This window comes from Streptomyces sp. NPDC046197 (genome assembly GCF_040646295.1).
Classification (GTDB): domain Bacteria; phylum Actinomycetota; class Actinomycetes; order Streptomycetales; family Streptomycetaceae; genus Streptomyces.
The window spans coordinates 159,443-185,095 of sequence record NZ_JBEYZY010000012.1 but is presented as its reverse complement, the minus strand read 5'-3'; the positions used below and the strand labels follow the sequence as shown (position 1 = coordinate 185,095).

22 protein-coding genes are annotated in these 25,653 nt (G+C 70.9%); 5 read left to right on the top strand and 17 right to left on the bottom strand.

Annotation, left to right across the window (positions count from 1 at the left end; translation table 11 throughout):
• Nucleotides 1-20: 20 nt before the first annotated feature.
• A complete protein-coding gene (locus AB0A61_RS19205; protein WP_361293129.1) occupies nucleotides 21-737 on the bottom strand; it encodes a DUF4232 domain-containing protein in 717 nt (238 codons plus the stop codon).
• Nucleotides 738-1,047: 310 nt separating this feature from the next.
• On the opposite strand from AB0A61_RS19205, the gene AB0A61_RS19200 reads away from it, so the two are divergent.
• Nucleotides 1,048-1,422 (top strand): hypothetical protein, encoded by a 375-nt coding sequence (locus AB0A61_RS19200; RefSeq protein ID WP_361293127.1) that lies wholly within the window; start codon nucleotides 1,048-1,050, stop codon nucleotides 1,420-1,422.
• A gap of 200 nt (nucleotides 1,423-1,622) precedes the next feature.
• A complete protein-coding gene (locus tag AB0A61_RS19195; RefSeq protein WP_361293125.1) occupies nucleotides 1,623-1,988 on the top strand; it encodes a metalloregulator ArsR/SmtB family transcription factor in 366 nt (121 codons plus the stop codon).
• Between the two features lie 83 nt (nucleotides 1,989-2,071).
• Here the strand turns inward: AB0A61_RS19195 and AB0A61_RS19190 are convergent, their stop codons facing one another.
• From AB0A61_RS19190 to pgm, 5 genes are all read right to left on the bottom strand, one after another.
• The gene (locus AB0A61_RS19190) at nucleotides 2,072-3,922 is read right to left on the bottom strand and encodes a GMC family oxidoreductase (protein ID WP_361293123.1); all 1,851 of its coding nucleotides are present in this window, start codon (nucleotides 3,920-3,922) and stop codon (nucleotides 2,072-2,074) included.
• Entirely contained in the window at nucleotides 3,919-5,301 is a 1,383-nt protein-coding gene (locus tag AB0A61_RS19185; protein ID WP_361293121.1) for a hypothetical protein, read from the bottom strand. The genes AB0A61_RS19190 and AB0A61_RS19185 overlap by 4 nt, the downstream gene beginning before the upstream one ends.
• A complete protein-coding gene (locus tag AB0A61_RS19180) occupies nucleotides 5,298-5,984 on the bottom strand; it encodes a GntR family transcriptional regulator (RefSeq protein ID WP_361293119.1) in 687 nt (228 codons plus the stop codon). The genes AB0A61_RS19185 and AB0A61_RS19180 overlap by 4 nt, the downstream gene beginning before the upstream one ends.
• Nucleotides 5,985-6,342: 358 nt before the next feature.
• Nucleotides 6,343-7,332, bottom strand: coding sequence for an aldo/keto reductase (locus AB0A61_RS19175; RefSeq protein WP_361293117.1), 990 nt, complete (start codon nucleotides 7,330-7,332; stop codon nucleotides 6,343-6,345).
• A 211-nt stretch (nucleotides 7,333-7,543) separates the two neighbouring features.
• Nucleotides 7,544-9,184, bottom strand: coding sequence for a phosphoglucomutase (alpha-D-glucose-1,6-bisphosphate-dependent) (pgm, locus tag AB0A61_RS19170; RefSeq protein WP_361293115.1), 1,641 nt, complete (start codon nucleotides 9,182-9,184; stop codon nucleotides 7,544-7,546).
• A 213-nt stretch (nucleotides 9,185-9,397) separates the two neighbouring features.
• Here pgm and AB0A61_RS19165 point away from each other — a divergent pair, with 213 nt between their 5' ends.
• Together AB0A61_RS19165 and AB0A61_RS19160 are read left to right on the top strand one after the other, a co-directional pair.
• A complete protein-coding gene (locus AB0A61_RS19165; protein ID WP_361293113.1) occupies nucleotides 9,398-10,084 on the top strand; it encodes a maleylpyruvate isomerase N-terminal domain-containing protein in 687 nt (228 codons plus the stop codon).
• An 86-nt stretch (nucleotides 10,085-10,170) separates the two neighbouring features.
• A complete protein-coding gene (locus tag AB0A61_RS19160; RefSeq protein WP_361293111.1) occupies nucleotides 10,171-10,764 on the top strand; it encodes a TIGR03086 family metal-binding protein in 594 nt (197 codons plus the stop codon).
• A gap of 133 nt (nucleotides 10,765-10,897) precedes the next feature.
• Here AB0A61_RS19160 and AB0A61_RS19155 read toward each other — a convergent pair whose 3' ends face one another.
• From AB0A61_RS19155 to AB0A61_RS19140, 4 genes are all read right to left on the bottom strand, one after another.
• The gene (locus tag AB0A61_RS19155; protein WP_361293109.1) at nucleotides 10,898-12,745 is read right to left on the bottom strand and encodes an alkaline phosphatase family protein; all 1,848 of its coding nucleotides are present in this window, start codon (nucleotides 12,743-12,745) and stop codon (nucleotides 10,898-10,900) included.
• A 175-nt stretch (nucleotides 12,746-12,920) separates the two neighbouring features.
• Nucleotides 12,921-14,153 carry an iron uptake transporter deferrochelatase/peroxidase subunit gene (efeB, locus tag AB0A61_RS19150; protein ID WP_361293107.1) on the bottom strand — a complete coding sequence of 411 codons (1,233 nt, stop codon included), beginning with the start codon at nucleotides 14,151-14,153 and terminating at the stop codon, nucleotides 12,921-12,923.
• On the bottom strand, nucleotides 14,150-15,346 hold the full coding sequence (locus AB0A61_RS19145; protein ID WP_361293105.1) for an EfeM/EfeO family lipoprotein: 1,197 nt from the start codon (nucleotides 15,344-15,346) through the stop codon (nucleotides 14,150-14,152). The genes efeB and AB0A61_RS19145 overlap by 4 nt, the downstream gene beginning before the upstream one ends.
• A 269-nt stretch (nucleotides 15,347-15,615) precedes the next feature.
• Nucleotides 15,616-16,620 carry a Dyp-type peroxidase gene (locus AB0A61_RS19140; protein ID WP_361293103.1) on the bottom strand — a complete coding sequence of 335 codons (1,005 nt, stop codon included), beginning with the start codon at nucleotides 16,618-16,620 and terminating at the stop codon, nucleotides 15,616-15,618.
• A 250-nt stretch (nucleotides 16,621-16,870) separates the two neighbouring features.
• Here AB0A61_RS19140 and AB0A61_RS19135 point away from each other — a divergent pair, with 250 nt between their 5' ends.
• Nucleotides 16,871-17,089 carry a YozE family protein gene (locus tag AB0A61_RS19135; RefSeq protein ID WP_361293101.1) on the top strand — a complete coding sequence of 73 codons (219 nt, stop codon included), beginning with the start codon at nucleotides 16,871-16,873 and terminating at the stop codon, nucleotides 17,087-17,089.
• A gap of 47 nt (nucleotides 17,090-17,136) precedes the next feature.
• On the opposite strand, the gene AB0A61_RS19130 is transcribed toward AB0A61_RS19135, so the two are convergent.
• The 7 genes from AB0A61_RS19130 to AB0A61_RS19100 all read right to left on the bottom strand — a co-directional run bounded on the left by AB0A61_RS19130 (nucleotide 17,137) and on the right by AB0A61_RS19100 (nucleotide 25,586).
• A complete protein-coding gene (locus tag AB0A61_RS19130; RefSeq protein ID WP_361293099.1) occupies nucleotides 17,137-17,502 on the bottom strand; it encodes a cytochrome C oxidase subunit I in 366 nt (121 codons plus the stop codon).
• On the bottom strand, nucleotides 17,499-19,178 hold the full coding sequence (ctaD, locus tag AB0A61_RS19125) for a cytochrome c oxidase subunit I (protein ID WP_361293097.1): 1,680 nt from the start codon (nucleotides 19,176-19,178) through the stop codon (nucleotides 17,499-17,501). The genes AB0A61_RS19130 and ctaD overlap by 4 nt, the downstream gene beginning before the upstream one ends.
• 217 nt (nucleotides 19,179-19,395) lie before the next feature.
• The gene (locus tag AB0A61_RS19120; protein WP_361293095.1) at nucleotides 19,396-19,830 is read right to left on the bottom strand and encodes a GtrA family protein; all 435 of its coding nucleotides are present in this window, start codon (nucleotides 19,828-19,830) and stop codon (nucleotides 19,396-19,398) included.
• Nucleotides 19,830-20,807, bottom strand: coding sequence for a glycosyltransferase family 2 protein (locus tag AB0A61_RS19115; protein ID WP_361293093.1), 978 nt, complete (start codon nucleotides 20,805-20,807; stop codon nucleotides 19,830-19,832). The genes AB0A61_RS19120 and AB0A61_RS19115 overlap by 1 nt, the downstream gene beginning before the upstream one ends.
• A gap of 22 nt (nucleotides 20,808-20,829) precedes the next feature.
• Nucleotides 20,830-23,490 (bottom strand): YfhO family protein, encoded by a 2,661-nt coding sequence (locus AB0A61_RS19110; RefSeq protein WP_361293283.1) that lies wholly within the window; start codon nucleotides 23,488-23,490, stop codon nucleotides 20,830-20,832.
• 584 nt (nucleotides 23,491-24,074) lie between these two features.
• The gene (locus tag AB0A61_RS19105) at nucleotides 24,075-24,890 is read right to left on the bottom strand and encodes an SAM-dependent methyltransferase (RefSeq protein WP_361293091.1); all 816 of its coding nucleotides are present in this window, start codon (nucleotides 24,888-24,890) and stop codon (nucleotides 24,075-24,077) included.
• A 129-nt stretch (nucleotides 24,891-25,019) separates the two neighbouring features.
• Complete coding sequence (locus AB0A61_RS19100; RefSeq protein WP_361293089.1) at nucleotides 25,020-25,586, bottom strand: TetR family transcriptional regulator; 567 nt, start codon at nucleotides 25,584-25,586, stop codon at nucleotides 25,020-25,022.
• Between the last annotated feature and the right edge of the window lie 67 nt (nucleotides 25,587-25,653).

Below are 25,653 nucleotides of genomic sequence, written 5' to 3'. Positions count from 1 at the left end.
GAGCTGCTCGCACGGATCGTTCAGGAAGGCTTCACGGCCGACACCGCGGTGACGGTCACCTTGTTGTCGCACTCGGCGAACTGACCGTCGTCCAGCGCGACTTGGTGCGCCCCGGAACCGGGCAGCCCGACCACCAGCGTGGGGTACACGACCGGCTTGGAGCCGGACTTGCAGTAACCGTCGGCCTCACCCTGGACCTGGACGAAGGTCAGCTTCACCCAGGCCTTGCCACCCGGCGCCAGACGTACCGGCAGGGCCGAGCCCTTGGGCGTCACCTGCAGGGGAACGCTGTGCTGCGGCGAGCCGTTGGCCGCCCCGGCCACCGACGGGTGGCCCTGCAGGAGGCACGGCTTGCCGGAGACATTGGTGAACTCGACAACCGCCGCTCCGGTCCCCGTGCCCTCCGGGCGATCGGCAGCCTGACGGGCGCTCGCATTCAGGCCGCTCGCCCCACAGGCCTTCAGCGTCGCGCCGGACGAGCCCGACCCGTGGGACGAGCCCGACGCGTGGGAAGCCGTCGCATGCGGCTTCGACGGCTGCTGTGCCCGGGAAGGCTGCGAGGAGACGGAGTCCGGTGCGCCCGTGGCGGAGGACGCCGCCGCGCCGGGCGCGCTCGGAGAGGAACTGGCCGCACCCGCGCCGGCGTCACCCGGCTGACACGCCGTCACCGACACCGCGGCCGCCGAAACCGCGACCATTGCCATCAACGCTCTGCGGATGCCGTTTCCGTACTGCATGACGCCCCCCGAATTCGGATTGCACAGGGCCGGCCCGTCGCCGGCACTCGCCGAGACAGACAGGTCCGGCCGACGCCGGGTTCCCGCATTGATCGCCTGTGACACGGCGGTGACAAAGCCCCGGCCAGGCGTTCGGTCACTTCCGATCAGCGCGCCTTCACCTGACGTCGCTCGACATCGCTCTTCGATCATCGAGCGGTCACTCGTGAAGACACCCCCTCGGCACCGCGGCGGGGTGCCTACGGTGCGAGACCACGGGGTGGGACGGCGATCGCCGGCCTGCCGCAGCCGACAACCAAGGGGAGGCGCTATGGCGAGTGTGGAAGTGTCGCTGAAGGAAATGATGACCGCGGTCGAGGGGGCACTGGGGGCGGCCGTCGTCGACTACACCAGCGGTATGGCCCTGGGCACTCTGGGCGGGAGCAGGGACCTGGACCTGACGGTCGCCTCGGCCGGGAACACGGATGTGATCCGCGCCAAGGTACGCACCATGGAACAGCTGGGCCTGAAGAGCCGGATCGAGGACTTTCTGATCACCCTCGAAAGTCAGTACCACCTCATCCGCCTGGCGTCCAGCCGCAGCGGCAACGGCCTCTTCCTCTACCTCGTGCTCGACAAGGACCGCTCGAACCTCGCAATGGCCCGCCACCAGCTCAGGCGCGTCGAGGAGGAGCTGGAAGTCTAGGCAGCCCGGACGCCGGGGCCGACGTGTGCCCATGATGTGAAGACTTCTTCAAGTCACCACATCAGCATGCCGCCAATTCGTGGATGCGGGCGGCTCCGGACGAGAAGGATCTGCTTCGCAGGACGATTTCTGCGGCGGCACCTTTCGGGGTGCCGCCGCAGCCTGGAGACCAACCCCGACGGGGCAGGGAGCGAGCACTCATGCAAGTCCCCCTCTATCAGGCCAAGGCGGAGTTCTTCCGCATGCTCGGACACCCCGTACGCATCAGGGTCCTGGAGCTGCTGCAGAACGGGCCCGTCCCGGTGCGGGACCTGCTCGCCGACATCGAGATCGAGCCGTCCAGCCTTTCGCAGCAGTTGGCCGTCCTGCGGCGCTCCGGGATCGTCGTGTCCGTCCGGGAGGGGTCCACCGTCCGCTACGCGCTCGCCGGCGGCGATGTCGCCGAACTTCTGCGCGCCGCCCGCCGCATCCTCACCGAGCTGCTGGCCGGGCAGAACGAACTCCTGGCCGAGCTCCGCCAGACCGACACCGTCCGGCCGACCGTGCCCACCAGCAGCCGCAGTTGAGCGTGAGCGTCACGGTCGGAGGCCGATGGTCGGAGGCCGGACGGAGCCGGCCCGTACGCCCTCACCCCACCCTCACCCCGCACTCACGCCGGTCGAACCCCGGTAGAACCGCTGTCGAGGTGGGCCCGGGCGACGGCCGACGCCACCGCCATGACGCTGAGTTGTGGGTTCACCTGCGGACAGGACGGCAGGACGGAGCCGTCCGCGACCAGGACCCCTGCCACGCCCCGGAGCCGGCCTTCGGGGTCGACCGGTGCGCGGCCCGGGTCGGAGCCCGCGGCGGCGGTGCCCGTGGGATGGAAGGCCGACAGGTGCAGCTCCTGCGCGGTCACGTCGGCGAGCAGGGCGTCGAGCTCGTCGGAGGTGCGGGCGCGCGGATGCCGTGGGAAGCCGGTGAGGACCTCTTGGGCACCGGCGGCGAAGAGCACCTGTCCCATGGCGCGTACGGCGGTCACCAGCCGGTCGCCGTCCCGCGGGTCGAGCGCGTAGTGGACGAGGGTCCGGTCGCGTCCCGTCACCCGCCCCGAGGGGCGGTCGGCGATCATCGCACCCAGGGTGGCGAGATGGTCGGCGGCCTCCAGTTCGCGGCGCAGTGCGCGGCCCGTGCCGGGGAGGACGAAGCTGCTCATGCCGGGCGGGCTTGTGGTGGCCTCGATGAGGATGCCGCGGTCGTGGAGCTGCTCGATGCCGACGCTCTGCAGCACGCCCCGCCAAGGGGTGACGGGTTCGGCGAAGCGGCCGGCGACGCTGGTGGCGGGGTGCACGCTGAGGTTGCGGCCCAGCCCGGGGTGACGGCCCAGCCCGGAGCGGCGCAGCAGGGGCGGCGTCTGCAGGGCGCCCGCGGCGGCGACGACGAGCGGGCTGAGGATCTCGAACGTGGTGCCGTCCGGCCGGTCCACCCGCACCCCGGCGGCGCGTGGCGATCCGGGGCGGTCGTGGTCGACCATGATGCGGCGCACCCGTGCGCCGGTGACGATACGGGCACCCGCGGCGCAGGCGTCGGGCAGCACCGACAGCTGCACGCTCTGCTTGGCTCCGGTGGGGCAGCCCACGACGCACTGGCAGGAGCCGGCACAACCGGTGGCGTTGCGGCGCAGCGGCCCGGCCCGCCACCCGAGGCGCTCGGCTCCGGCCAGGGCGAGCAGGCCGTTGGCGCCCAGGACGTCCAGGGGCTGCGGGGCGACGCGCAGGAGGGCTTCGACCTCGTCGAGCCGTGCGTCCAGGCCGTCGGCGAGGTGGAAGCCGTGGCGGCTGCTCCAACGGTGCAGGACGTGTTCCGGGGTCCGGTAGCAGGTTCCGGAGTTGACCACTGTGGTGCCGCCGACGGCTCGTCCGACCGGCAGGAGCAGCGGCGGTCTGCCGAGAGCCAGGGTGGTGCCACCGTCCCGGTACAGGTCGGTGAAGCGCTCCAGCGGTGCGCGGCGTCCGAAGGAGGCCGTCGGGTGGTGCTCCCCCTCCTCCAGGACCACGACGTCGAGCCCGGCACGCGCGAGAGCGCGGGCGGCCACGGCACCCCCGGCTCCGGATCCGACGACGACGGCGTCGGCGCCGGAACGCGCGGGCCACTGCTGTGCGGGGAGGCAGGCCAGGGGTGGGTCCTCGCGCACGAGGGGAGGGGCGAGGGCGGTCATGCGCTCGGTGGCCGCGGCGAGCAGCACCGGCACCTTGAGGGCGTCCAGCAGCGGTACCAGCGCGGGGCGCCGGGCCAGCGAGGCGAGCACCGCTTCGCGTTCGTCCGGCGTCGCCGCTGCCAGGCGGCGGCCGGTGCGGGCGACGGCGTACGTCTCGACGGCGGCGACGCCGGCGCGTACGGCGGCCCGCGCCGGTGCGGGCAGTGCGGTCAGCAGCGCATTCAGCCGGCCGGGCACCCGTGCGGCCCAGGGGTCCTCGCCGGTGTCCGCGAGCAGCGCGGCGACCAGTCCTTCGGCGGTCACCGGTCCCCCACCTCCGCGTGCGCGGTGCCCTCCAGCGTCCAGGTGGCCTCCGTGCGCCAATGGCCCCACCAGCGCTGCAGCAGGATGCGTGCGTCGGCGCTCTCGCTGTTGCGGCACACCGCCGGGGCGCCGTCGGGATCGCGGTAGTCCAGCGCGAGGGTGCGGTCGGCGGGCTGGGTGACCTCGACGCGGATGCGGCGCAGCGCCGTGCGCCCGGTCACCGTCCACACGGGCAGGCCGATGCGGGCCCGGAACCGTCCGGCGCCCAGCAGGCCGGCCGCGGAACGCTCCGGGCGGCGCGGCCAGGTCCGGCCGCGGTGTCTCAGGCGCAGGAAGACCAGGGGTGGCAGCCGGCGCAGGCCGGGACGGGTCGACACCGCCGCGACGACTTCCAGGACGTCACCGCCGCCCAGGTCCGCGTGCAGCCAGGCCCAGCGGCGGGCGTTGCCGTGGCCGTGGATGCGCGCGGATGCGCCGGGGGCCTCATGCAGGGTCAGCGTGCGCTCGCCGTCGCGGAGCGTGCCGTGGTACGCGGACCGGGCCGCCGGGAGCAGATGTGCGGCGGGCAGCAGGTCGCGCCGCCAGGACCAGCGCGGGAATGTGAACAGAGGGGTGTCCATGGGCTGTTCGGTGAGGTCCCAGCTGAAGTCTCCGGCGGTTCCGGTCAGCCGTTGCGCGGTGGCGGTGACCCCGGCGGCGGTGAATCCGTCGGTGGGGGCGTCCCAGGGGGCGGGGCCGAAGCGGGCGTGGCGCACCTTGCCCTCGCGGGGGAAGGTCGCGACCCAGCCGTGGGCCACGGGCGGGGATCCGTCGGCGGGTGCGGTGAGTTCGTGGTGCAGCCAGACGCCGGTTCCGGTGTCCGGATCGGTGAGGGTGGTGTACCAGACCTCGGTGCGGCCGGGGCTGCCGTCCCAGCGAGCGGCACGGTAGCCGTCGGGATTCTCACGGCGGGGGAAGCGGAAGCCGAGCAGGAAGGGCACGAGACCCGCGGCGAGCGGGAAGCGCAGTGTGCCCTCGCCGACCCGGGTCCCGTCCTCGTACAGGGTGAACGGCAGGACGGTCATCGACGCCACCGGGTGACGGGCGGTGATCGACTTCCAGCCGTCCAGGACCAGGGCCCGGCCCTGGGCGGCGAACGACAGCCGGTAGCGGATGCGGCGCCGCGCGATCGGCGAGATCTCCAACTCGCCCCCGGCGCCCGTGTCGTCGATGCCCCCGGTGATGCGGACCCGGCCGCTCAGACGGGCGCGTGTGGTGCGCTGCGGGCGCAGCAACTCGTCGGCCTCGGCACGCAGGTCGAGGCGGATGCGCCGGTCGCGGTCGTCGGAGTCGAGGCGGACCGTGCCGAGCAGTGTCTCGGTGAACGTGGTGCCTCTCATGCCAACCCCTCCAGCATGATCTGTTCGGTGTCGCGCAGATAGGCGTCCGCGGCCGCCCGGGCCCGGCGCGTGTCGCCGGACGTGACGGCCTCGACCAGGGGGGCGAGCCGCCCGTGCGCCACGGCGGCGTCGGTGAAGGGTCCGCGCAGCGCGGAGCGGACCGGGAGATAGGCGTTGAAGAGCGTGTTGGTGAGCAGGACGTAGACCCGGTTGCCGGTGGCCCGGGCGAGGGCGCGGTGCACCTCCACGTCGGCCAGTTGCACGGCGTCGGCCGTGTCCCCGTGGCGTACGGCCTCCACCAGGGCGCTCAGTTCGGCGTGCTGCGCCGCAGTCGCGCACGCCGCGGCGCGTTCTGCGATCAACGCGCCTATGCTGCGGCGCACTTCGAAGACTTCGCGGATCCACCTGGCGTCGTGGCGGACCAGCATGGGCAGCAGGTCCGCGCCGCCCAGGCGGGCGAAGTCCCGTACCCGGGTGCCCACGCCGTGGCGGGTCTCCAGCAGACCGGCCTGCACGAGACGGCCGAAAGCGTGCTTCAGCGTGGTGCGGGTGACGCCGTAGCCGTCGGCGAGTTGCCGCTCCGGAGGCAGATAACTGCCCGCGGGGTGGCGGCCGTCCAGGATGTCCTCGCGCAGCCGGTTCTCCAGGACGTCCACGATCGTCTCTCGGGGCAGCGCCTCCAAGGTCCCTCCTCGAACTGGTTCAGTGGCCGAGTGGCTCAGCCACTGAACCAGTTGCGGTGAGCCGTAGTCAATCCCCTTTCACCAAAAGGCGGTTCAGCCGTGTGCGGCTCTCGGTCGCTGTGGACCGGCCGGGCACCCCGGAGGCAGGTCCAGAATCAGTGACCGGGCCGGGCGCTGCGGGTACTGCCCCTGCGCCAGGGGGTGTCGTTCGGATCACCGCGGGTCCGCGACGCCTGGCACGGCACCTCGCCGCGTCGTCGCATCACCCGAGTACACCCAGTACGCGGGTCATGCTCCGCCTTGCGATGCACCGCATCATGCGCCGCGGCCTGATCCGCGCTGATCCAAACAACACTCCCTAGCGGTTCACGGACCGCATCCCGGCTTCGTCGTAGCGCTCACCCGCGGGCTCCGGCAGCTCGGCCTCGATGCGTGCCAGGTCGTCCTCGGTCAGTTCGACGTCGGCCGCGGCGGCGTTCTGCTCCAGGTACGTGCGGCGCTTGGTGCCCGGAATCGGGACCAGGTCGTCGCCCTGTGCGAGCACCCAGGCGATCGCCAGCTGGGCCGGCGTCACCCCCTTCTCGGCGGCGATCTCCTTCACCTTGGCCGCGAGCCTGAGGTTCGCCTCCAGGTTGTCGCCGGTGAAGCGGGGACCGCTGCGGCGGAAGTCCCCCTCGTCCAGCTCGTCGGGCGAGGAGAACCGGCCCGCGAGGAAGCCCCGGCCCAGGGGCGAGTAGGGCACGAAGCCGATCCCGAGCTCCCGGCAGGTGGGCAGTACCCCCGCCTCCGGATCGCGCGTCCACATCGAGTACTCGGTCTGCACCGCGGTGACCGGGTGGACGGCGTTCGCGCGCCGGATGGTCTCCGGCGCCGCCTCGCTCAGCCCGATGTGGCGCACCTTGCCCTGTGCGACCAGCTCCGCGAGGGCGCCGACGGTCTCCTCGATCGGTACGTCGGGGTCGACGCGATGCTGGTAATAGAGGTCGATGTAGTCGGTTCCCAGCCGCTTGAGCGAGCCGTGGACGGAGCTGCGCACGTGCTCGGCCGAGCCGTCCTGCCGCCCGAGCGTGCTCATGTCTCCCGGCACGGCGTCGTCCATCCGGTAGTTGAATTTCGTTGCGATCACGTACTCGTCGCGATGCCCCTCGATCGCGCGCCCGACGAGCATCTCGTTGGTGAGTGGCCCGTAGACCTGCGCCGTGTCGAGGAAGTCGATGCCGAGTTCGGGGGCGCGTCGAATGGTCCTGATGCCCTCGTCCTCGTCGGCGGAGCCGTAGAAGGCGGACATGCCCATGCAGCCCAGACCGATGGCCGATACTTCCAGGTCCCGCAACCTACGCCGCTTCATGTGCGTCCCAGCCTTTCCCTGCAGGATGGATCTTCGGTTCGAGGTGGCACCCGGTCCGGCGCCGATTGCGAAGGCGTCCGCCGGGTGGTGCCACTTCTCGGACCGTAGGCCTTGAAGCGCGCTCCAAGTCAAGGAGCGTCCCCGGCGGCCTCACCGCTCCCGCTCACGTGACGAGCACCTCGCGCCACAGGGGCCCGGCGGCCCCGCGTCGTCAGCCTCCCAGCGCTCCCAGCACCACGAGCTTGGCCTCGTCCTGTACCTGGCGGAGGTGGTCGGGACCCCGGAACGACTCCGCGTAGATCTTGTAGACGTCCTCGGTGCCCGAGGGGCGGGCCGCGAACCAGGCGTTCTCGGTCGCGACCTTGATCCCACCGATCGACGCGCCGTTGCCGGGCGCCTCGGTGAGCACGGCGGTGACCGGCTCCCCGGCGAGGCTCTCGGCGCCGACCTGGGCCGGGGACAGCTTGGCCAGGCGGGCCTTCTCCTCCCGGGTTGCCGGTGCGTCGATGCGGGCGTATGCGGGTTCCCCGAAGCGCTCGGTGAGCGCGGCGTAGTGCTGGGACGGCGTCCTGCCGGTGACGGCCGTGATCTCGGAGGCGAGCAGGGCCAGGATGATGCCGTCCTTGTCGGTGGTCCACACCGAGCCGTCCCGGCGCAGGAACGACGCTCCGGCGGACTCCTCGCCGCCGAATCCGAGCGATCCGTGGACCAGTCCGTCCACGAACCACTTGAACCCGACGGGCACTTCGACCAGGCGGCGGCCGAGGTCGGCGGCGACCCGGTCGATCATGCCGGAGGACACCAGGGTCTTGCCGACACCCGCCTCGGCGGGCCACTGCGTGCGGTGGGTGTAGAGGTAGGAGATGGCGGTGGCGAGGTAGTGATTGGGGTTCATCAGGCCGGCGTCCGGGGTGACGATGCCGTGCCGGTCGGCATCGGCGTCGTTGCCGGTGGCGATCCGGAACCGGTCGCGCTGCTCGATGAGCGAGGCCATCGCGTACGGCGAGGAGCAGTCCATACGGATCTTGCCGTCCCAGTCCAGCGTCATGAACCGCCAGGTGGGATCGGTGAGCGGATTGACCACCGTGAGGTCGAGGCGGTGCTGCTCGGCGATACGGCCCCAGTAGGCGACGGAGGCTCCGCCGAGCGGGTCGGCGCCGATCCGCACGCCGGCGGTCCGGACGGCGTCGAGGTCCAGCACGCTCGGCAGATCGGAGACGTACGCGCCGAGGAAGTCGTAGCGGCCGGTCCCCGGTGCGGCGAGCGCCCGGGTGTACGGGATGCGCCGTACGTCCTTCAGGCCGCCCGCGATGATCTCGTTGGCCCGGTCCTGGATCCAGGAGGTCGCGTCCGAGCCCGCCGGGCCGCCGCTCGGCGGGTTGTACTTGAAGCCGCCGTCCGCGGGCGGGTTGTGCGAGGGGGTCACCACCACGCCGTCGGCCTGCCCCGAGGTACGGCCCCGGTTGTGGGTCAGGACCGCGTGCGACAACGCCGGGGTGGGGGTGTAGCCGTCGGCGCTGTCGACGAGCACGATCACGTCGTTGGCCGCGAACACCTCCAGCGCGGTGACCCTCGCGGGCTCGGACAGCGCGTGCGTGTCGGCAGCGAGGAAGAGGGGGCCGTCGGTGCCCCGCCGGGCGCGGTACTCACAGATGGCCTGGCTGGTGGCGGCGATGTGGTCCTCGTTGAACGCCGTGGCCAGCGACGATCCGCGGTGTCCGGACGTACCGAAGGCCACGCGCTGTCCCGGTTCGGCCGGGTCGGGGTGCAGCGCGTAGTACGCCGTCACCAGCCGGGCGACGTCGATCAGGTCCTCGGGCCGGGCCGGCTTGCCCGCTCGCTCCTGCTGCATGGCACCCACTCCTCCAGGTCGATCGTGCATCCGCTCGCGATCTCATCTTCCCCCCTGCCCCGCACGGAAGCCGTACCTTCCGGCCGGGGCGACGAACGCGTTGCCCGGCTCGCGGTCCGACGCCACCTGGGACGGATCGGCGGCCGCGTCCCCGGCCGTCGAGACACCGGATCGGACTTCCGTCGGTATGAGGACCCCGCCTAGCGTGCCATCGTGATCACGGACAACACGACCGACCCCGCTCCGGCCGATGCCCTCCGGGCGTCCTACAGGGCCCTCATGGATCTCGTGGCACCTCTCGAAGAGGAGGATTCCTGGCTGCCGACCGACTGCACCGGCTGGGCGGTCCGCGACCTGGTCTTCCACCTCGTGATGGACGCCCAGCGCGCACTGGTGGCCCTGCACACCCCGGCCACCGCTCCCGCGGACCGGGACGCCGTCACCTACTGGCAGGACTGGCGGCCCGATCCCGTCGGCGCGGCGAACGGACGCCGCTACAGCCGGGTCGGCGCGAGCATGTTCCTGTACTTCCGCCAGCTGAGAGAGCTGTGCCTGGACACCGCAGCGGCCGCGGTCACGGCGGCCGCGTCGGCCGATCCCCGGCAGCGCGTGTCCACGCAGGGCCACGTCCTGGCCGCCGGCGATCTGATGGCCACGCTGGCTGTCGAAGCCACCGTCCACCATCTGGACCTGACCGTCCGGCTGCCCGGCGCGCCCGCGCCCTCGTCCGAGGGCCTGGCCACCGTACGGTCCACCCTGGACGGTCTGTTGGGTCGCCCCGTTCCGCTGAACTGGAGCGACACCCAATACGCACGCGCCGGCACCGGACGCCTGCCCCTGACACGGGCCGAACGCGATGCCCTCGGCGCCGATGCCGACCGATTGCCGCTGTTCTGCTGACTCACCCCCCCTTGCGGACCGAAACTGTCCGCAAGGGGGCCTAGTCTTTTTCCATCAGCCGCAGGGATGCCAGAAGGGGAAGAAGCATGCCGAACAGGCAGGCAGTTGCCGTACTCACGGATGCCCACGACCACCTGCGCGAGGTCGTCGCCGCCGTGCCCGAGCAGGCGTGGGGCGCGCCCACGCCGTGCAGCGAGTGGACGGTGCGGCAGGTCCTGAACCACGCGCGAGTCGACCAGCACGTCTACGAGCTCGCCCTCACCGGCGGCCGCCCCGGCTCCGACCCCTTCCGTCCGGCCGATGCACTGGACGGCGATCCCGTGGGCGAACTGGACAAGGTGCTGCGCGCGGTGGCGGACGCGTACGCTCAACTGCCCGCCGGCATCGACCAGGTGGCAACGCCGCTGGGCCCGCTGCCCCTGCCCCTGGCCGCCGCGGCGGCCGCGATGGACGCGGCCGTGCACGCCTGGGACATCGCGGTCGCCACCGGTCAGGACCGGGCGCTGGGCAACCAGTTGGCCGAGGGCATCTGGCCGGCGGCGGAGCGACTGGTCGATCATCTCCGCGACTCCTACGGGGTGTTCGCGGCCGCGCGTGCGGTGCCCGACGGCTGCGGGAGGGCCGAAGCGCTTCTCGCCTTCCTCGGCCGCGACCCTCACTGGACGCCGCCCACCGTCTGATCCGCGAGGCACACCGGCACCGGTGCGACCCGCCAGGTGGTCTCACGCCATCGCGTGCGACCACGTCCCGGTGCCCGAACCCGCACCGGCTGGGCGCGGTCCGGCAGACCGCGCCCAGCCGGGGTGCCACATGTCAGACCGTGCCGCGCTGCGTCCGGCGCCGCAGCGTCAGGTACGTGCCGGTGGCGCCGGCGGCCAGCAGGGCGCCCGCGGCGACCCCGACCGGAAGCGTCGGGAACGAGGAGGCGTCGGTGGTCACGGCGGTGTTCTGCATGTCCGGGCCGGGGGTGATGCTGGTGGCGACCGGCCTCACGTGGTGGATCGGTCCGACGGACTTCACGGAGCCGTCCGCGTTCAGCAGCACCTGCTTGTTGTTGGGGTGCCGGAAGTCGAACATGCCGCCCAGGGAGCCCGCGTTCGCGTCGAAGGAGTGGTCACCGATGCGGCCGGTGTGCCAGTTGTCCTCCACGAAGCGGATGATCGAGGCCTGGTCCGTGAAGGTGTGGTCGACCTTGTTGACCTTGCTGTACGGGGAGACGACGAGCAGCGGCTGACGGGTGCCGGGGCCGCAGCGGTCCTGGTAGCCGCCGGACGCCTTGGGGCCGGACTGGCAGGCAGGGCTGTCGGTGGCCTTGCCGTTGGAGCCGACCGAGGTGTCGGTGGAGCCGTTGCGGGGCTTGGCGTAGGCGTGGTCGTACCAGCCGTCGGAGTCGTCGTAGGCGATGACGACGGCGGTGGACTTCCACTGCGGGGAGCTCTGGATGGCGTTGATCTGGTTGACGAGGAAGTGCTGCTCGTCGATCGGGTCGGAGTATGCGGCGTGCCCGTCCTGGAATTCACCGGCCTTGACGAAGCTGACGGCCGGGAGCTTGCCCGCGTTGAGCGCGGCGGTGAAGTCGGTCAGGTCGTAGTTGTGATTGGCCTGACCGCCGTGGCCGATCTCGTCGACGTTCCTGGGCGGCAGGTGGTGCGGGTTGGACGTCGACTTGTAGTAGGAGAACGGGTTGTGGTGCGGGCTGTAGTCGACGACCGACGCGCCGCCGAGGTTGGTGTGCGTGGTGTCGCACTTGGCGTAGCCCGCCTGCTTGCCGTCCCACGCGGTGGACGGCCGGAAGCCGCCCTGGAACCAACCCCAGCTGACCTTCTTGGTGTTGAGCAGGTCGCCGATGTTGCGGCCCTGCAGCGCGGCGAGCGCGTTGCTGCTCGTGTGGTCCTTGCCGGAGCAGTCGTCGTAGGCCGGGTCGGGGTCGTTGACGACCGTGCCGACTCCCTTGGCGTCGGGCGACTTGACCGCGTAGGCGTCGGGCGTGGCGGTCTGCTTCGGGTTCTCGGTGCCCGAGGCGGGGTCCGTGGAGATCGCGCCGTGGGTCTGACCGGAGATCAGGTTCAGCGCGCCGGGCGTCGACGGGCCGTAGACGGAGCTGAAGGAACGGTCGTTGAGGGAGTACTGCTGGGCGTAGTTCCACAGCGCGGTGACGGTGTTGCCGTCGTAGTAGTCCATCACCAGGCCGGGCTCACCGAACAGGCCGCCGCTGCACTTGTCGACCTCGGTGTTCTCCACGTACTTGTCGGCCTTGCCGCCGTCGGCGGCGTACTGCTCGGGCCCGTAGGAGTGGTTCTGGTCGCAGGTCATGGCCTGCGCCGGGGTGAGCCGCTTGGGCGCGTACTGGTTGGGGTTCTTGGTGAGCAGCCCCGCGTGGGCGAGGGTGTCGATGTCCCGGGGAGTGCGCTTGGACGCCGTGAACTTCGTCCCGTCGGTGTTCGCGGCCTTCGGGTAGGTGGCGAAGTAGTGGTCGAAGGAGATGTTCTCGTCGAAGAGAACGACCACGTGCTTGATCGGCGTGGCCGTCGAGGCCTCACCGTGGTGCCCCGCGGGAACCGCGGCCCAGCTGGGCGCGGCCCCGCCGAGGACGGTGAGCGCGGTCGCGCCCACCAGGGCGCCGAGGCTCTTCGTCGCTGCCCGTTTTGCTCTGCTGGCCATACTGGTTCACCCTTCGAACACGGATGCTTTTCGCCGTACGGATCGGGATGCTCTGCCGAACAGACGGCTGCCCGGCGGAGGCATGATGACCCGTAAGTGAACAGCCGGTCAGAAAAGCACGGCCCAAACTTGACCGTGTATTGACCATTGAATCAGCGGAGTTGTCCGAACAGGTTCAGCCGAGCAGAGCTCGTCCGTACCAGTCGGCCGCGTTGCGCACGCCGGGCAGCGCGAAGAAGTAGCCGCCGCCGAACGGCTTGATGTAGTCGGTGAGCGGCTCCCCCGCCAGCCGCCGCTGCACGGTCTCGAACTGACGGACCGGATCCTGTTGGTAGCAGCAGAACAGCAGGCCCATGTCGAGGTTGCCGTTGCCGTCCATGCCCCGGTCGTAGTTGTAGCCACGGCGCAGCAGACGTTGGCCCGCGGTCGCGGGCGTGCGCGGGTTGGCGAGCCTGATGTGCGCGTCGAGGGGGATGACGTCGCCCTTGGGATCGTCCGCGAAGGCGGGCGTGTCGTGCTCCGCGTTCCCGTCCAGGGGCGCACCCGACTCCCGACTCCGGCCGAACATCCGTTCCTGCTCGCCCAGTGAGACCCGGTCCCAGAACTCCACCAGCATCCGGATCAGCCGGACGACCTGATAGGTGCCGCCGACCGCCCAGTCCGGCTCGCCCGAGCCTGGGCCCACCCAGACCAGACGGTCCATCTCGCGGGCGTCGGTGGCGTCCGGGTTGGCCGTGCCGTCCTTGAAGCCCATCAGGTTCCGCGGGGTGCCGGAGGGGCGGGGCGGACTGGAGAAGCCGTCCAGGCGCCAGCGAACCTGCAGGGCGCCGCGGGTGTGCCGGGTGATGTCACGCAGGGCGTGCAGGACGGTGTCCGGGTCGTCGGCGTGCAGTTGCAGGCTGAGATCGCCGTGGCACCAGTTGGGCCGAAGGTCGTCGTCGGGGAAGGCGGGCATGGTGGTCAGACGGCGCGGCTTTCGCGCGGCGAGCCCGAAGCGGTCGTCGAAGAGCGCGGCGCCGAGGCCGACGGTCACCGCCAGCGCGCCGGAGGGCAGCCGTTCGCCCAGGACGCCGGAGTCGGCGGGCGGCCCGGTGATGCCCACGGGTTCGGGTGTCCCACCGGAGGTCAGGAAGCGGGCGCGTTCGGTGAGCGCGCGCAGCAGGTCGGTCAGTGCGGCCCGGTCGTCCACGGTCACGTCGAAGGCGACGAACACCGTGCTGCGCCGCTGGGTTGCCGACACCGACTGCTGGTGGGTGCCGTGGAACGGCGCGAGAGCCGACGCCGCCGTCGCCGGTACGGCCGTGCCGGGCGGGGCCGCACCGCCCGCGGCCAGTCCGGCGCCGGCCAGGGCCGCTCCCCGCAGGAAGCCGCGTCGGCCCACCGCGTCGGGCGTCCCGGTCCCGCTCACACCGTCCTCCGCGGATCGCACAGGGTGGCCACGGACGCCAGCCGCTCCACCAGGTCGCCCAGGACCGCGTCGGTCCGCTCCCGCTGCGTGACGGTCAGGCCCTGGAGGGAAGTCCACCGGTCGCCGTGGTGGAAGCCGTCCAACTGGTGCTGCGCGCGGTCCAGTTCCCGTGCCAGGTCCGTCAGGCCCGCGTACCGCGTGGTGAGCAGGGGACTCAGCCGGGACAGCACCTGCCGGGTGCCGTCCAGGTTGGCGCGGGCGGTGGCGAGGTTGCTGCCGCTGCCGTAGTCCGTCCTTCCGGTCAGCTCGAACTGTACCGTGTTCTCCAGGATCTCGTGCGCCCGCAGCCCCAGTTGCGCCGGGTCCATACGGGTCTGCGCCCAGTCGTCGCGCAACGTGGTGACCGCCTTGACCAGAGCGGCCGCCGGAGTGTTCAGCACGGACGCGGACTGCCCGTGCCACAGCCCGTACTCAAGACGGTGGAAACCGGTGAACGACGCGTCGCGCACGCCGCCGGGCAGGCCCGCCTCGGTGCCGTTGATCTGCCGGTCCGCGTCGCCGAACGCGTCGTAGGCGGCACCCAGCCGCTCGTACTCCAGATGCGCCGGAAGCCAGGCCGTGCGGGCCCCGACGAGATCGCCTCTGCGGATCGCGTCCCGCAACTCCCCGGTCAGGCGCACCACCTGGTCCAGTCCACCGGCGACCCACTTCTGGTAGGCGATCGCCGGGGGGATCAGGTCGTGTTCGGTGACGGGTGCCGCCGCCGGGCCGGTGCGGCCCCGGCCGATACGGACGGTGGGCCCGGCCACCGCGTCGGCGTCCTCGAGCACGCATTTGAAGGCGTAGGAGCCCTTGCCCAGCCGCACGGTCAACTGCCTCGTGGTGCCTGGGCCGATGCCCTCCACCTCGCCGTACACGGCCTGGCTCCGCGGGTCCTCCAGGTACACCTCTGCGGCCTCGTCGGACGTGTTGTGCAGGTCGAAGACCTGCACCCCGGGCGCGGGGCTGTGCCAACCCCGGCCGCAGCGGCTCGCGGACACCTCCACGGTCGTGTGCGGCAGGACGGGCGCGGCGGCGCGCGCAGTGCGCAGACCGCGGGTGAGGGTCAGCGCCCCGGCCGCGACGAGCACGAGCAGGAGGACGACGGCAGCCAGTCGGCGGGGCGAACTCGGCCCGAGGCCGGGCAACTGCATTCCGGGCCTCCCGGTTCGTGCCGTGCGTGATCACCTCATGCTAGGCAACGGGCCGCGTCCGAACAGCCGTCCAGAGAAACCGATGACCAAGAATTCTCTCCCGGTTCACCGGCCGGACGACCGGCCGCGCGGTGGGGAGCCGGGCGCACAGCCGTCGCAGTGGGTCCGGGCGATGTCGTGGGGCCGCTTTCCACGGTCCCCCGGCGTTGCGTGCCACCGGGTCGCACGGCCGGTGGTTCACCGTGGACGGCACGCACGTCCCGACCGGTTCACGGTGTGCGCGGCGCGTGGGCCGTTGCGGCCCGGGCCGCCGCCGCACGGGCGTCCGGCGGATCCGGGAGGTCGTCGAGAAAGTCACTGGTGGGCACGAAGAACAGGGAGCCGGTCACCGGCGTGGAGAAGTCCAGGATCCGGTCGTGCGACGCCGGCGGAGCGCCCAGGAACATGCGCTCCAGCATGCGCTCGGTCACGGTGGGCGTACGGGCGTATCCGATGAAGTACGTGCCGAACTCGCCCTCTCCGACGGTGCCGAAGGGCATGTTGTCGCGCAGGATCTCGTGCTTGGTCCCGTCCGCGTCCTCGATCGTGGTGAGGGCCACGTGGGAATCGGCCGGCTTCACGGCATCGTCCAGTTCGACGTCGGACAGCTTCCGGCGCCCGATCGCCCTCTCCTGGGCCTCGACCGGGAGAGCGTTCCACGCCTGCAGATCGTGCAGGTACTTCTGCACGATCACATAGCTGCCTGCGGAGAACCGCGGGTCCTCGTCGCCGATCAGCACGGCGGCGCCCGCCGCCGGACCCGTGGGATTCTCCGTGCCGTCGACGAATCCGAGCAGGTCGCGTACGTCGAAGTACTTGAATCCATGCACCTCGTCGCGCACGGTGACCACCTCGCGGAGCCGCTCCATGATCTCGGCGGCCAGCGCGAAGCACAGGTCCACACGAACGGCCCGGATGTGGAAGAGCAGGTCACCGGGCGTCGACACGGCCCGGTGCCGGGGTCCGGTCAGCTCACGGAAGGGGTGCAGCTCCGCCGGGCGTGCCCCGGTGAACAGGCGGTCCCACGCCTGCGAGCCGATGCCCGCGACGACACTCAGCCTTCCCTCCGGCGTGGCCCTGAAGCCGACGGCCCGCTGCAGCCCGTTCAGGTCCGACAACAGCTCCCGTGCGACCGGTTCGCCGCCCTGGCCGATGGTCACGACCATAAAGATCGCCGCAGCCGTCAGCGGGGACAGCACCGGCTGGGGAACCGGTTCCGGGGAGTGCGCGCCCATGAGCCACGCCCCTTCCTTGCGGTCACGGACGGACGCCGCCTTGTTCACCGTAAGACGCGGGCCGAGCGGACGCCACCGCGGCTCGGCGACACCCGGGGGGCGGGGCCCCAAGGGCCCGGAGACCGGGTCCCTGCGGGACCTGCCCGGGCCTGATTTGACTTGCGGTGGGCGGCTGCGAGGCTGGTGGGAAGGCAAGGCGAAGGGGAGCACCACCGGTGCGAACGTGCGTCCTTCTCCGACGGGAGGCGCGATGGCTGACCCGGCCGGCTTCACGCCGTGGCTCAAGGCGCACACCCAGGAGTTGAACCTCCTGGGCGACCTCGCACGCTCGGTCGCCGCCGACCCCCACTGGCCCGCGGCGACGGATCTCGAGACCTACCGCAACTACCTGGAGGGCCAGGGCGCCGCCCCCGAGCTCATCGACACCCTGCGGGAGGCGTGGGCCGAGTTCCAGGCCCCGTCCCGCTGACCGCGGGGGGCACGGGACAGCCGCCGGTGCCGGGTCTCCGTAAGGCGTCAGGTCTCCAGAACGGCGACGGCGAGCAGCGCCGTGGCCGCCACGAGGGCGATGCCGGCGATCAGCAAGGCCACGCAGCGCGTGCGCAACCGGCGGTACCGGTCCTCGTACTCCCCGCGCAGCGCCCGGCAGCGGGCGGCCACCCGTTCCAGGTCCGCCCGGGCCCGGACCAGGCTCTCCCGGACGTAGTGCTGCTCGATCTCCTCGCGTTGCGCGGTGGTCAGCCACGGCAAGGGCTCCGTGAAGGCTCGTGCCCGCTGCTCCGCCTCGGCGACGCGGGCCTGCCACAGCAGATAGCCCTCCACCTGGTTGACCACGTCGGCGGCCGCCGCCTCCTGACCCGCACGGCCCGCTGCGTCCGTCATGCGGGCAGACCCAGGTTCTCCTGCCTGTCCGTCAGGGAGACCTCGGGATGGTGCAGGTCGAACGCCGGGGATTCACTGCGGATCACCGGCATCGTGACGAAGTTGTGCCGCGGCGGCGGGCAGGAGGTCGCCCACTCCAGCGAACGGCCGTAGCCCCACGGGTCGTCGACGCCCACGAGCCGACCGTACTTGGCCGTCTTCCACACGTTGTACAGGAAGGGCAGCAGGGACAGCCCCAGCAGGAAGGATCCGATGGTGGAGACCGTGTTCAGTGTGGTGAACCCGTCGTTCGCCAGGTAGTCGGCGTACCGGCGGGGCATGCCCTCGGCACCCAGCCAGTGCTGGACCAGGAACGTGGTGTGGAAGCCGATGAACAGGGTCCAGAAGGTGATCTTGCCCAGGCGCTCGTCGAGCATCTTGCCGGTGAACTTCGGCCACCAGAAGTGGAAGCCGCAGAACATCGCGAAGACGACGGTGCCGAAGACGACGTAGTGGAAGTGCGCCACCACGAAGTACGAGTCCGAGACGTGGAAGTCCAGCGGCGGCGAGGCCAGGATGACACCGGTCAGACCACCGAACAGGAATGTGACCAGGAAGCCGGTCGCCCACAGCATCGGTGTCTCGAAGGACAACGAGCCGCTCCACATGGTGCCGATCCAGTTGAAGAACTTCACTCCGGTCGGAACTGCGATCAGGTAGGTCATGAAGGCGAAGAACGGCAGCAGCACACCGCCGGTGACGAACATGTGGTGCGCCCACACCGTCACCGACAGACCCGCGATCGCGATGGTCGCGCCGATCAGGCCCATGTAGCCGAAGATCGGCTTGCGGGAGAAGACCGGAAGCACCTCGGTGACGATCCCGAAGAACGGCAGCGCGATGATGTACACCTCGGGATGGCCGAAGAACCAGAACAGGTGCTGCCACAGCAGTGGGCCCCCGTTGGCGGAGTCGAAAACGTGGGCGCCGAACTTGCGGTCCGCCTCCAGCACGAGCAGCGCCGCCGCCAGGACCGGGAAGGCCAGCAGCACGAGCACCGCGGTCAGCAGCACGTTCCAGACGAAGATCGGCATGCGGAACATGGTCATGCCCGGCGCACGCATGCAGATGATCGTGGTGATGAAGTTGACCGAACCGAGGATGGTGCCGAACCCGGAAAAGGCCAGACCCATGATCCACAGGTCGCCGCCGATGCCCGGCGAGTGCACCACGTCGTTCAGCGGGGCGTAGGCGAACCAGCCGAAATCGGCCGCGCCCTGCGGGGTGAGGAAGCCGGCGACCGCGATCAGCGAGCCGAACAGGTACAGCCAGTACGCCAGCATGTTCAGGCGGGGGAAGGCCACGTCCGGGGCGCCGATCTGCAGCGGCATGATCCAGTTGGTGAAGCCGGCGAACAGCGGCGTCGCGAACATCAGCAGCATGATCGTGCCGTGCATCGTGAACAACTGGTTGAACTGCTCGTTCGACACGATCTGCAGGCCTGGGCGGGCCAGCTCGGCGCGCATCACCAGCGCCATCACGCCACCGACGATGAAGAACGCGAACGACGTGATCAGGTACAGCGAACCGATGGTCTTGTGGTCCGTGGTCGTGGCCCACTTCACCACCACCTCCCCCGGCCGCAGGCCGCGACGGGGAGCGACGGCTTCGTGGGTGTTCTGCTGAACGTCTGTCATGCCGCCGTCACACGCTTTCTGTCGACACCTCGGTCCCATGAGACCCACGCGTGTCTCCCGCCGGGCCCGGCACACCATCCTTCCGTCTTCCGCAGCCGAAGCCGCGGCTCGCGTCGCCAGGACGGACCAACGTCGGCCCCAATACACCCGATCGGCCCATCCCCGACGGGGCATGACTGCGCTCCTCGGGCACCGGTCGTCGCAGTCCGGCCGGGCGTCAGGGAATCGTCGTCGGTTCCTGCGCGGGCAGGGCGTGATCCCGCTCACCCTTGGGCAGCATGATCGTCCGGGAGAGGACGAAGGTCACCGGAATCGCGGCCGCGGAGGCGAGCAGCGGGGCGAATCGGTTCCCGGCTCGCAGGACGTCGACGATCACGTACACGCCGACCGTCATGAGCAGGAAATTGGTGGCGTTCGTCAGGGGGAACAGCAGGAATTTCCGCCAGGTCGGCCGCGTCCGGTACGTGAACCGCGCGTTCAGGAAAAAGGAGCCGATCATGCTCAGGCCGAACGCCAGAACATGCGCGAGAAGGTACGGAAAACAGGTGAGGAAGAGCAGGTAAAGCCCGTAGTACGTCATGGTGTTGATCACGCCGACCAAGGCGAAAACCACGACCTGACGCGGTATCGGACGGGAGCGTGCGGTGAGCATCAGGGAATGAGGTCCTTCGTCGTGCCGCGCTGTGCGCGCTCTTCCGAACGTTCCACGTTGGTCGCCTTCACCAGGAAGTGCGGGCGTCGTTTGGCTTCGTAGTAGATCCGGCCGGTGTACTCGCCTATGACCCCCAGCATGACCATCTGGACGCCGGCGAGAGCGGTGACCGCGGTGATGATCGTGACATAGCCGGGGGTCTGCACTCCGTTGACCAGCGCGGCACCCACGATCCACGCCGTGTACAGCCCCGCGCACAGCAGCAGGCCCATGCCGAGGTAGAGGGCGGCGCGCAGCGGCCTGTTGTTGAAGGACAGCAGTCCGTCCAGCCCGTAGTTGAGCAACGAGCGGAAGCTCCACGAGCTGCGGCCGTGTTCACGTACGGCATTCTCGTACTCGAAGGTGGTGCCGGGGAAGCCGACCCACGCGAACAGGCCCTTGGAGAAGCGGTTGTACTCGGTGAGGGCCAGGACCGCGTCCACCGCGCGCCGCGACAGCAGCCGGAAGTCGCCCCCGCCGTCGACGAGTTCGACGTCGACGAGTCGGTTGATGAGGCGGTAGTACAGGCGGGCGGTGAGGGTGCGGGTGATGCGGTCGCCGTTCCTGGTGCGCCTGGCGATGACCTGGTCGTAGCCCTGTCCGCGCAGGTCCACCATGCGCCGGATCAGTTCGGGCGGGTGCTGGAGGTCCGCGTCCATGACGACCACGCAGTCCCCCGCCGCGTGGCGCAGACCGGCGAGCAGTGCCGCTTCCTTGCCGAAGTTGCGGCTGAAGGAGACGTACCGCACGCGCGGGTCGAGGTCCGCCAGGTGCTCCAGCAGGGTCAGGGTCCGGTCGCGGCTGCCGTCGTCGACGTACACGAACTCCATGTCGTGGCCGAGCGGCAGGAGTTCCTCCGCAACCTTCTGGACCTCCTCGTGGAACCGCTCGATGACTTCTTCTTCGTTGTAGCAGGGTGCGACGATCGAGATGAGCATGGTTCTTCCCCTTGGGGCAGGGTCAGCAAGCGCCGTTCGTGCGCTCGCGCGGTCGGGTGGTCGTTCGCGGTGCGAGGCGCCCGGTGGTGCGTCGCCGGTGAACGGCGCCGGCGGCGCCGAACAGGATCAGGGCCAGCAGTGAGGCGCCTCCGACGGTCGCGCCCAACCGCAGTCCGGGTGGGTGGAACGTGCAGGTGAGACTGGTCGAGGATCCGTCGAGGGGCACGGCGATCAGCCCGTAGTACTCCCCCGCGGGCACGGGGGCGGCGCCGCCCGTCGCGCAGCGCCAGCCGGCGATCCGCGGGGCCGCGACGACGGCGGTACCCGTGCTGCCGGCGGGGAGTTCGGCCCGGATGGTGCCGTCGGAGACGGTGACCGCGGTGGCGCCGGTGGCCTTGAGGCGTTCCACGGCGGCCTGCAGCCGGGCGGTGTCCAGGCAGCCGACCGCGCCGTCCTGGACGGTACTCATCCGGTCGGGGGACAGCTCGATGCGGAGGCTGCCGGATGCCGGAACGCGGCCGAGCGGCTGCATCGCGGCGATCTTCGTGACGGGTTCGTCGGATCTGAACCGCCCGGTCAGGGCACCGGCCGGGTCACCGGCGAGCCGTGCGGTGCCGGAGAAGTACGGCGCCCACAGGTACACCTCGCTGTCCGCGGGGCAGCGGGCCGTGATCGTCGACCTGCGCGCGCCGTGCCCGGCGGGCAGGGGGCCCAGGCGCAGGCCCGGCCGCTCGTCGTCGCTGCGGGTCGGCGGCTTTCCGGCGCTGTTGCGGACCGTGATGCGGGGCACGGTGTAGACGCGGGCGCCCAGCAGCAGTTCCTGGTTGTGGTACGCCGACGGCCCGAAGGCGGAGACGCTCGTGCGGGCACGCGCGCCCGCGCGCAGGGGGGCCGCGGGCGGCCTCACCGTGACCAGCGGCGGTACGTCCTGCCGGGAGACGGTCGCCTCGCTGCCGTCCTGCGGGAACCAGTTCTGGTGCGGGTCCGGCGGCGAGTGCACCCGCGCCCCGACCGAGAAGACGACGTCCGTGACGGCGTTGTCCAGGCTCTGCACGCTCCGGCCACGCGAGGTCCAGCCGCCGCCGAGCGCGGTGAGCATCCGGCTGAGCACGTCGGAGGTGAGACTGCTGTAGTACTGGGCGCCCTGACCGCCCACCAGCAGGGGGTCGTTGCTGACGGTCTGCTCCCGGCCGGGGTCGGTGCGGTAGCGGGGCCAGGCGTCCGCCTGCGCGATCGCATCGGCCTGCCGCTGCTGACGTCCGCCCCAGGGCGCGTAGTCGTCCATGTGTGCCAGCCGCAGCCGGGTGGCCACGGCGGAGGTGGCGGTGGCCTCGCCGAGCTGTGCGCCGACGAGCAGCGCCACGGCGAGCCCGGCCAGCGCGGTGCGGCGCCCGTCGCCGAGGACCCGCGCGCCGTCCGCGCGGCTCAGCAGCACCAGCCCGCCCAGGGCGCCGACCGCGGCGAGCAGCAGCACCGGCCAGGTGAAGGAACGCACGATGTCGCTCCGGCCGCCGAGCAGGGCGATCAACGCGAGCAGCACGGCCGCCGCGCCCAGCGCGCGCCGGTCGGGCGCGCCGTACGAGAGCGAGTGCCAGGCGGCGATCACCAGCAGCCCGCACAGGACGAAGGCCTGCCGGTACGGGCTGCCCTGGGGTGTGGTGAAGGCGTGCCAGGCCAGGTGCGTCGGCGTCCACTGCATCGACAGGGCCATCCCGGTCACCAGCAGCGTCCAGCCCGCGCGCACCCGGCCGGGGACGGCGCGATGGAACGGCAGGGCGAGGGCGAGCACCAGCGCCGTGGTGCCCACGAACACGGCCGGCGTTCCGAAGCTGTACGTCGTCGGCAGCAGCCGCGCCAGCAGGTCCTCCCCCGACACCGGGACGAACTCCCTGACCCTGCCCGGGTAGGCGTGCTTGGTACCGAAGTACACGACCGTCACCAGCGGCGCGGCCAGGCCCACGCCGAGCGCGACGGTCACCGTGGCACGGCCCAGCGCGGCGAGTGCCCGCAGCCGCGGGAGACCGGCGAGCAGCAGCCGGAGCAGCAGCACCAGACCGGCGGCGAGGGTGGCCATGTACGCGGTGTAGAAGTTGGCGATCCAGGCGACGGCCACGACCACCACCCCGAGGAATCGGCGCCGCCCGGTGAGCGTCCACTCGGCGACCAGGCACAGCAGCGGCAGGGCGACGAGGCCGTCGAGCCACATCGGGTTGTAGGCGGCGTCCGACACGCTCCAGCCGCACAGGGCGTAGGAGGCGCCCAGCAGTCCCGCCGCCCACCAGCGGCCGGGGCGCACAGTGAGCAGCAGCCAGGCCATGGCGGCTGCGGCGGACGCCGTCTTCAGCACGGTGATCACATACACCGCGAGGTCGATCTCGTCCCGCGGGAACACCGCCACGAGCAGGGCGAACGGGCTGCTGAGGTACGTACCGAGGTCGGGCAGGAAGCTGGAGCCGAATCCGGACTGCCAGTTGACCAGGAGACCGCCGTCGGCCCTGCCGTGCAGCAGGTCCCACAGGTGTGCGTGGAAGGGGACGTACTGGTTGCCCAGGTCGTTCACGCTGCGCGTGCAGGGACCGAAGGGGTAGCTGCGGGCCACGGCGTCGGCGGCGCAGAACGCCGTGACGGTGACGACCGCCGCGAGAAGGACGGCGCGGGCCCTCGTCCCGCTCGGGAACGGCAGCCGGAGCCGGGCACGCCGGTCGGGCGCGCGACCGGACGGTACAGCGGCGGGCCGGGACGGGGCCGGGGTCGCAGGCAGATCGTCGTCGTGGGCGACCGCGCTCTTCGGCTGGGGAGGGACTGTCGGTTTCACACCCTGTCCCTGTCCGAGTGGCACCGCACGTTTCCGTGAGCGATGTCGGTACCGCGAAGACCAACGGCCCGGGCGGATGCGGCAGCTGCCCACAGCAGCGCGACAACGGCATGTGATTCGGCCGTCGTCAGGGTCGAGCGAACCATTCTCGAAAAGCTCCCGGAAAATTCAGGACGTATGGCGTCGTTCCGGGGATGTCACCCCCCGCGCGTCATTGACTCGCGGACTTAGACGGACCGGCATCGGGAAGGGTTGTCCCGCTGACGGTGAATGCGAAGTGAATTCCGAATATCAGAACCCCACTTGTTGCTCCGGCCACTTAATTGCGTTCGGCTCTGCTATTACGCACGGATGAACATGCGCGGACATGTACGTGCCGGAATAAGAGGGAGGCCGACGCCGAGCAGGCAGGCGGCAAAAAGGCGTTACCGTGCCCGGCGTCTGCACAAGGATCAGTTCTTGCGTCCCACCGCCCCGAACATGGCCACCTCGGCAGGCAGTTCGGCGGTGCCGTCGACGGGTCGCCAGTGGTTGCAGGAGACGACGCCCGGTTCGAGCAGTTCCAGCCCGTCGAAGAACCGGGCGACGGCCGCGGGCGTGCGCTGGGTCAGCTTCGGAGTGCCGTTCTCGTTCCAGAAGGCCACCGCGGCGTCGACGTCCGGCATGTCCGGTCGGGTGATCGTGTGCGACAGCACGAGGTGGCTTCCGGCCGGTAGCGCGTCCATGAAGCGCCGGACGATTCCGTACGCGTCGGCGTCGTCCTCGATGAAGATGACCACGCCCAGGAGTATCAGGGCCACGGGCTTGCCGAGGTCGAGGGTGCGCCCGGCCTGCTCCAGGATGGCGTCGACGTTGCGGAGATCCTCGTCGAGGTAGTCGGTGCGGCCCTCGGGAGTGCTGGTGAGCAGGGCCTCGGCATGGGCCAGGACGATCGGGTCGTTGTCGACGTAGACGATGCGGGACTCCGGCGCGAGTCGCTGTGCGACCTCATGGGTGTTGTCGGCGGTGGGCAGGCCGGTACCGACGTCGAGGAACTGCCGTATGCCGTGCTCACCGACGAGGTGGCGCACGGCCCGTCCCAGGAACTGCCGGTCGGCCAGGGCGTAGTCCCCGATCCCGGGGTGCAGCTCGCGGATCCGGTCCCCCGCCTCCTGGTCGACCGGGTAGTTGTCCTTGCCGCCCAGCCAGTAGTTCCAGATGCGAGCCGTGTGCGGCCGGTCCGTGTTGATCCTCTTCCGCAGCTCGCCGGGATCGGGCCTCTTGGTCATGTGCTGTCCTCCGCTGAAGGCTGATGATCGCTCAAGAAGCAACTTAACGGGAGGACTTGAGGCGGGCGACCGGGTCCGGACCGCGCCGACCGCCCGGCGCGCAGCGTCCGGGCAGCCTCGCACCGGCGATTACGCGCCCGCGGTCACGGCCCTGAGTTCCTCCAGCACCTCCCCAATCAGGTGGGAGAGGGAACTCTGATTGGCCTCGTCGACCCACCGCTCGAACGCGATCTTGAAGACGGCGATTCCCGCCTCGGCGGTCAGACTCGCGGCGGGTTCGGCGACGCCGCGGCGTCGCAGCGTGTCGGCGAGCGCGGCGGACAGGGACGCGAGCTTGATCAGCTCGCGTTCGCGCAGTTCCGCGTTGGCGACGATGACGGCCTGGCGCTGCCGGGAGTGCGCACGGCGCTCCTCGAACAGGGCAGCGGCGGCATCGAGGGCCGCTGCCACCGCGTCGAGGGGCGCTGCGGAGTCGGGCGCGTCGGTGACCGTGCGGACGAAGAGCTCCTCCAGCGAGCCGGCGCCCCCGAAGAGAACCTCCCGCTTGTCGGCGTAGTGCCGGAAGAACGTGCGCTCCGTCAGACCCGCCCGCTTGGCGATCTCCGCCACGGTGGTCTGTTCGAATCCGCGCTCGCTGTACAGCTCCAGTGCCGCCTGTTCGAGCCGGCCGCGCGCGTTTGGCTCCCATCGCCCCATGCCCGTGATCCTACGTGATGACAGCGCCTGACATCAGGTGTAGGTTGATGGCAGTGACTGACATCGA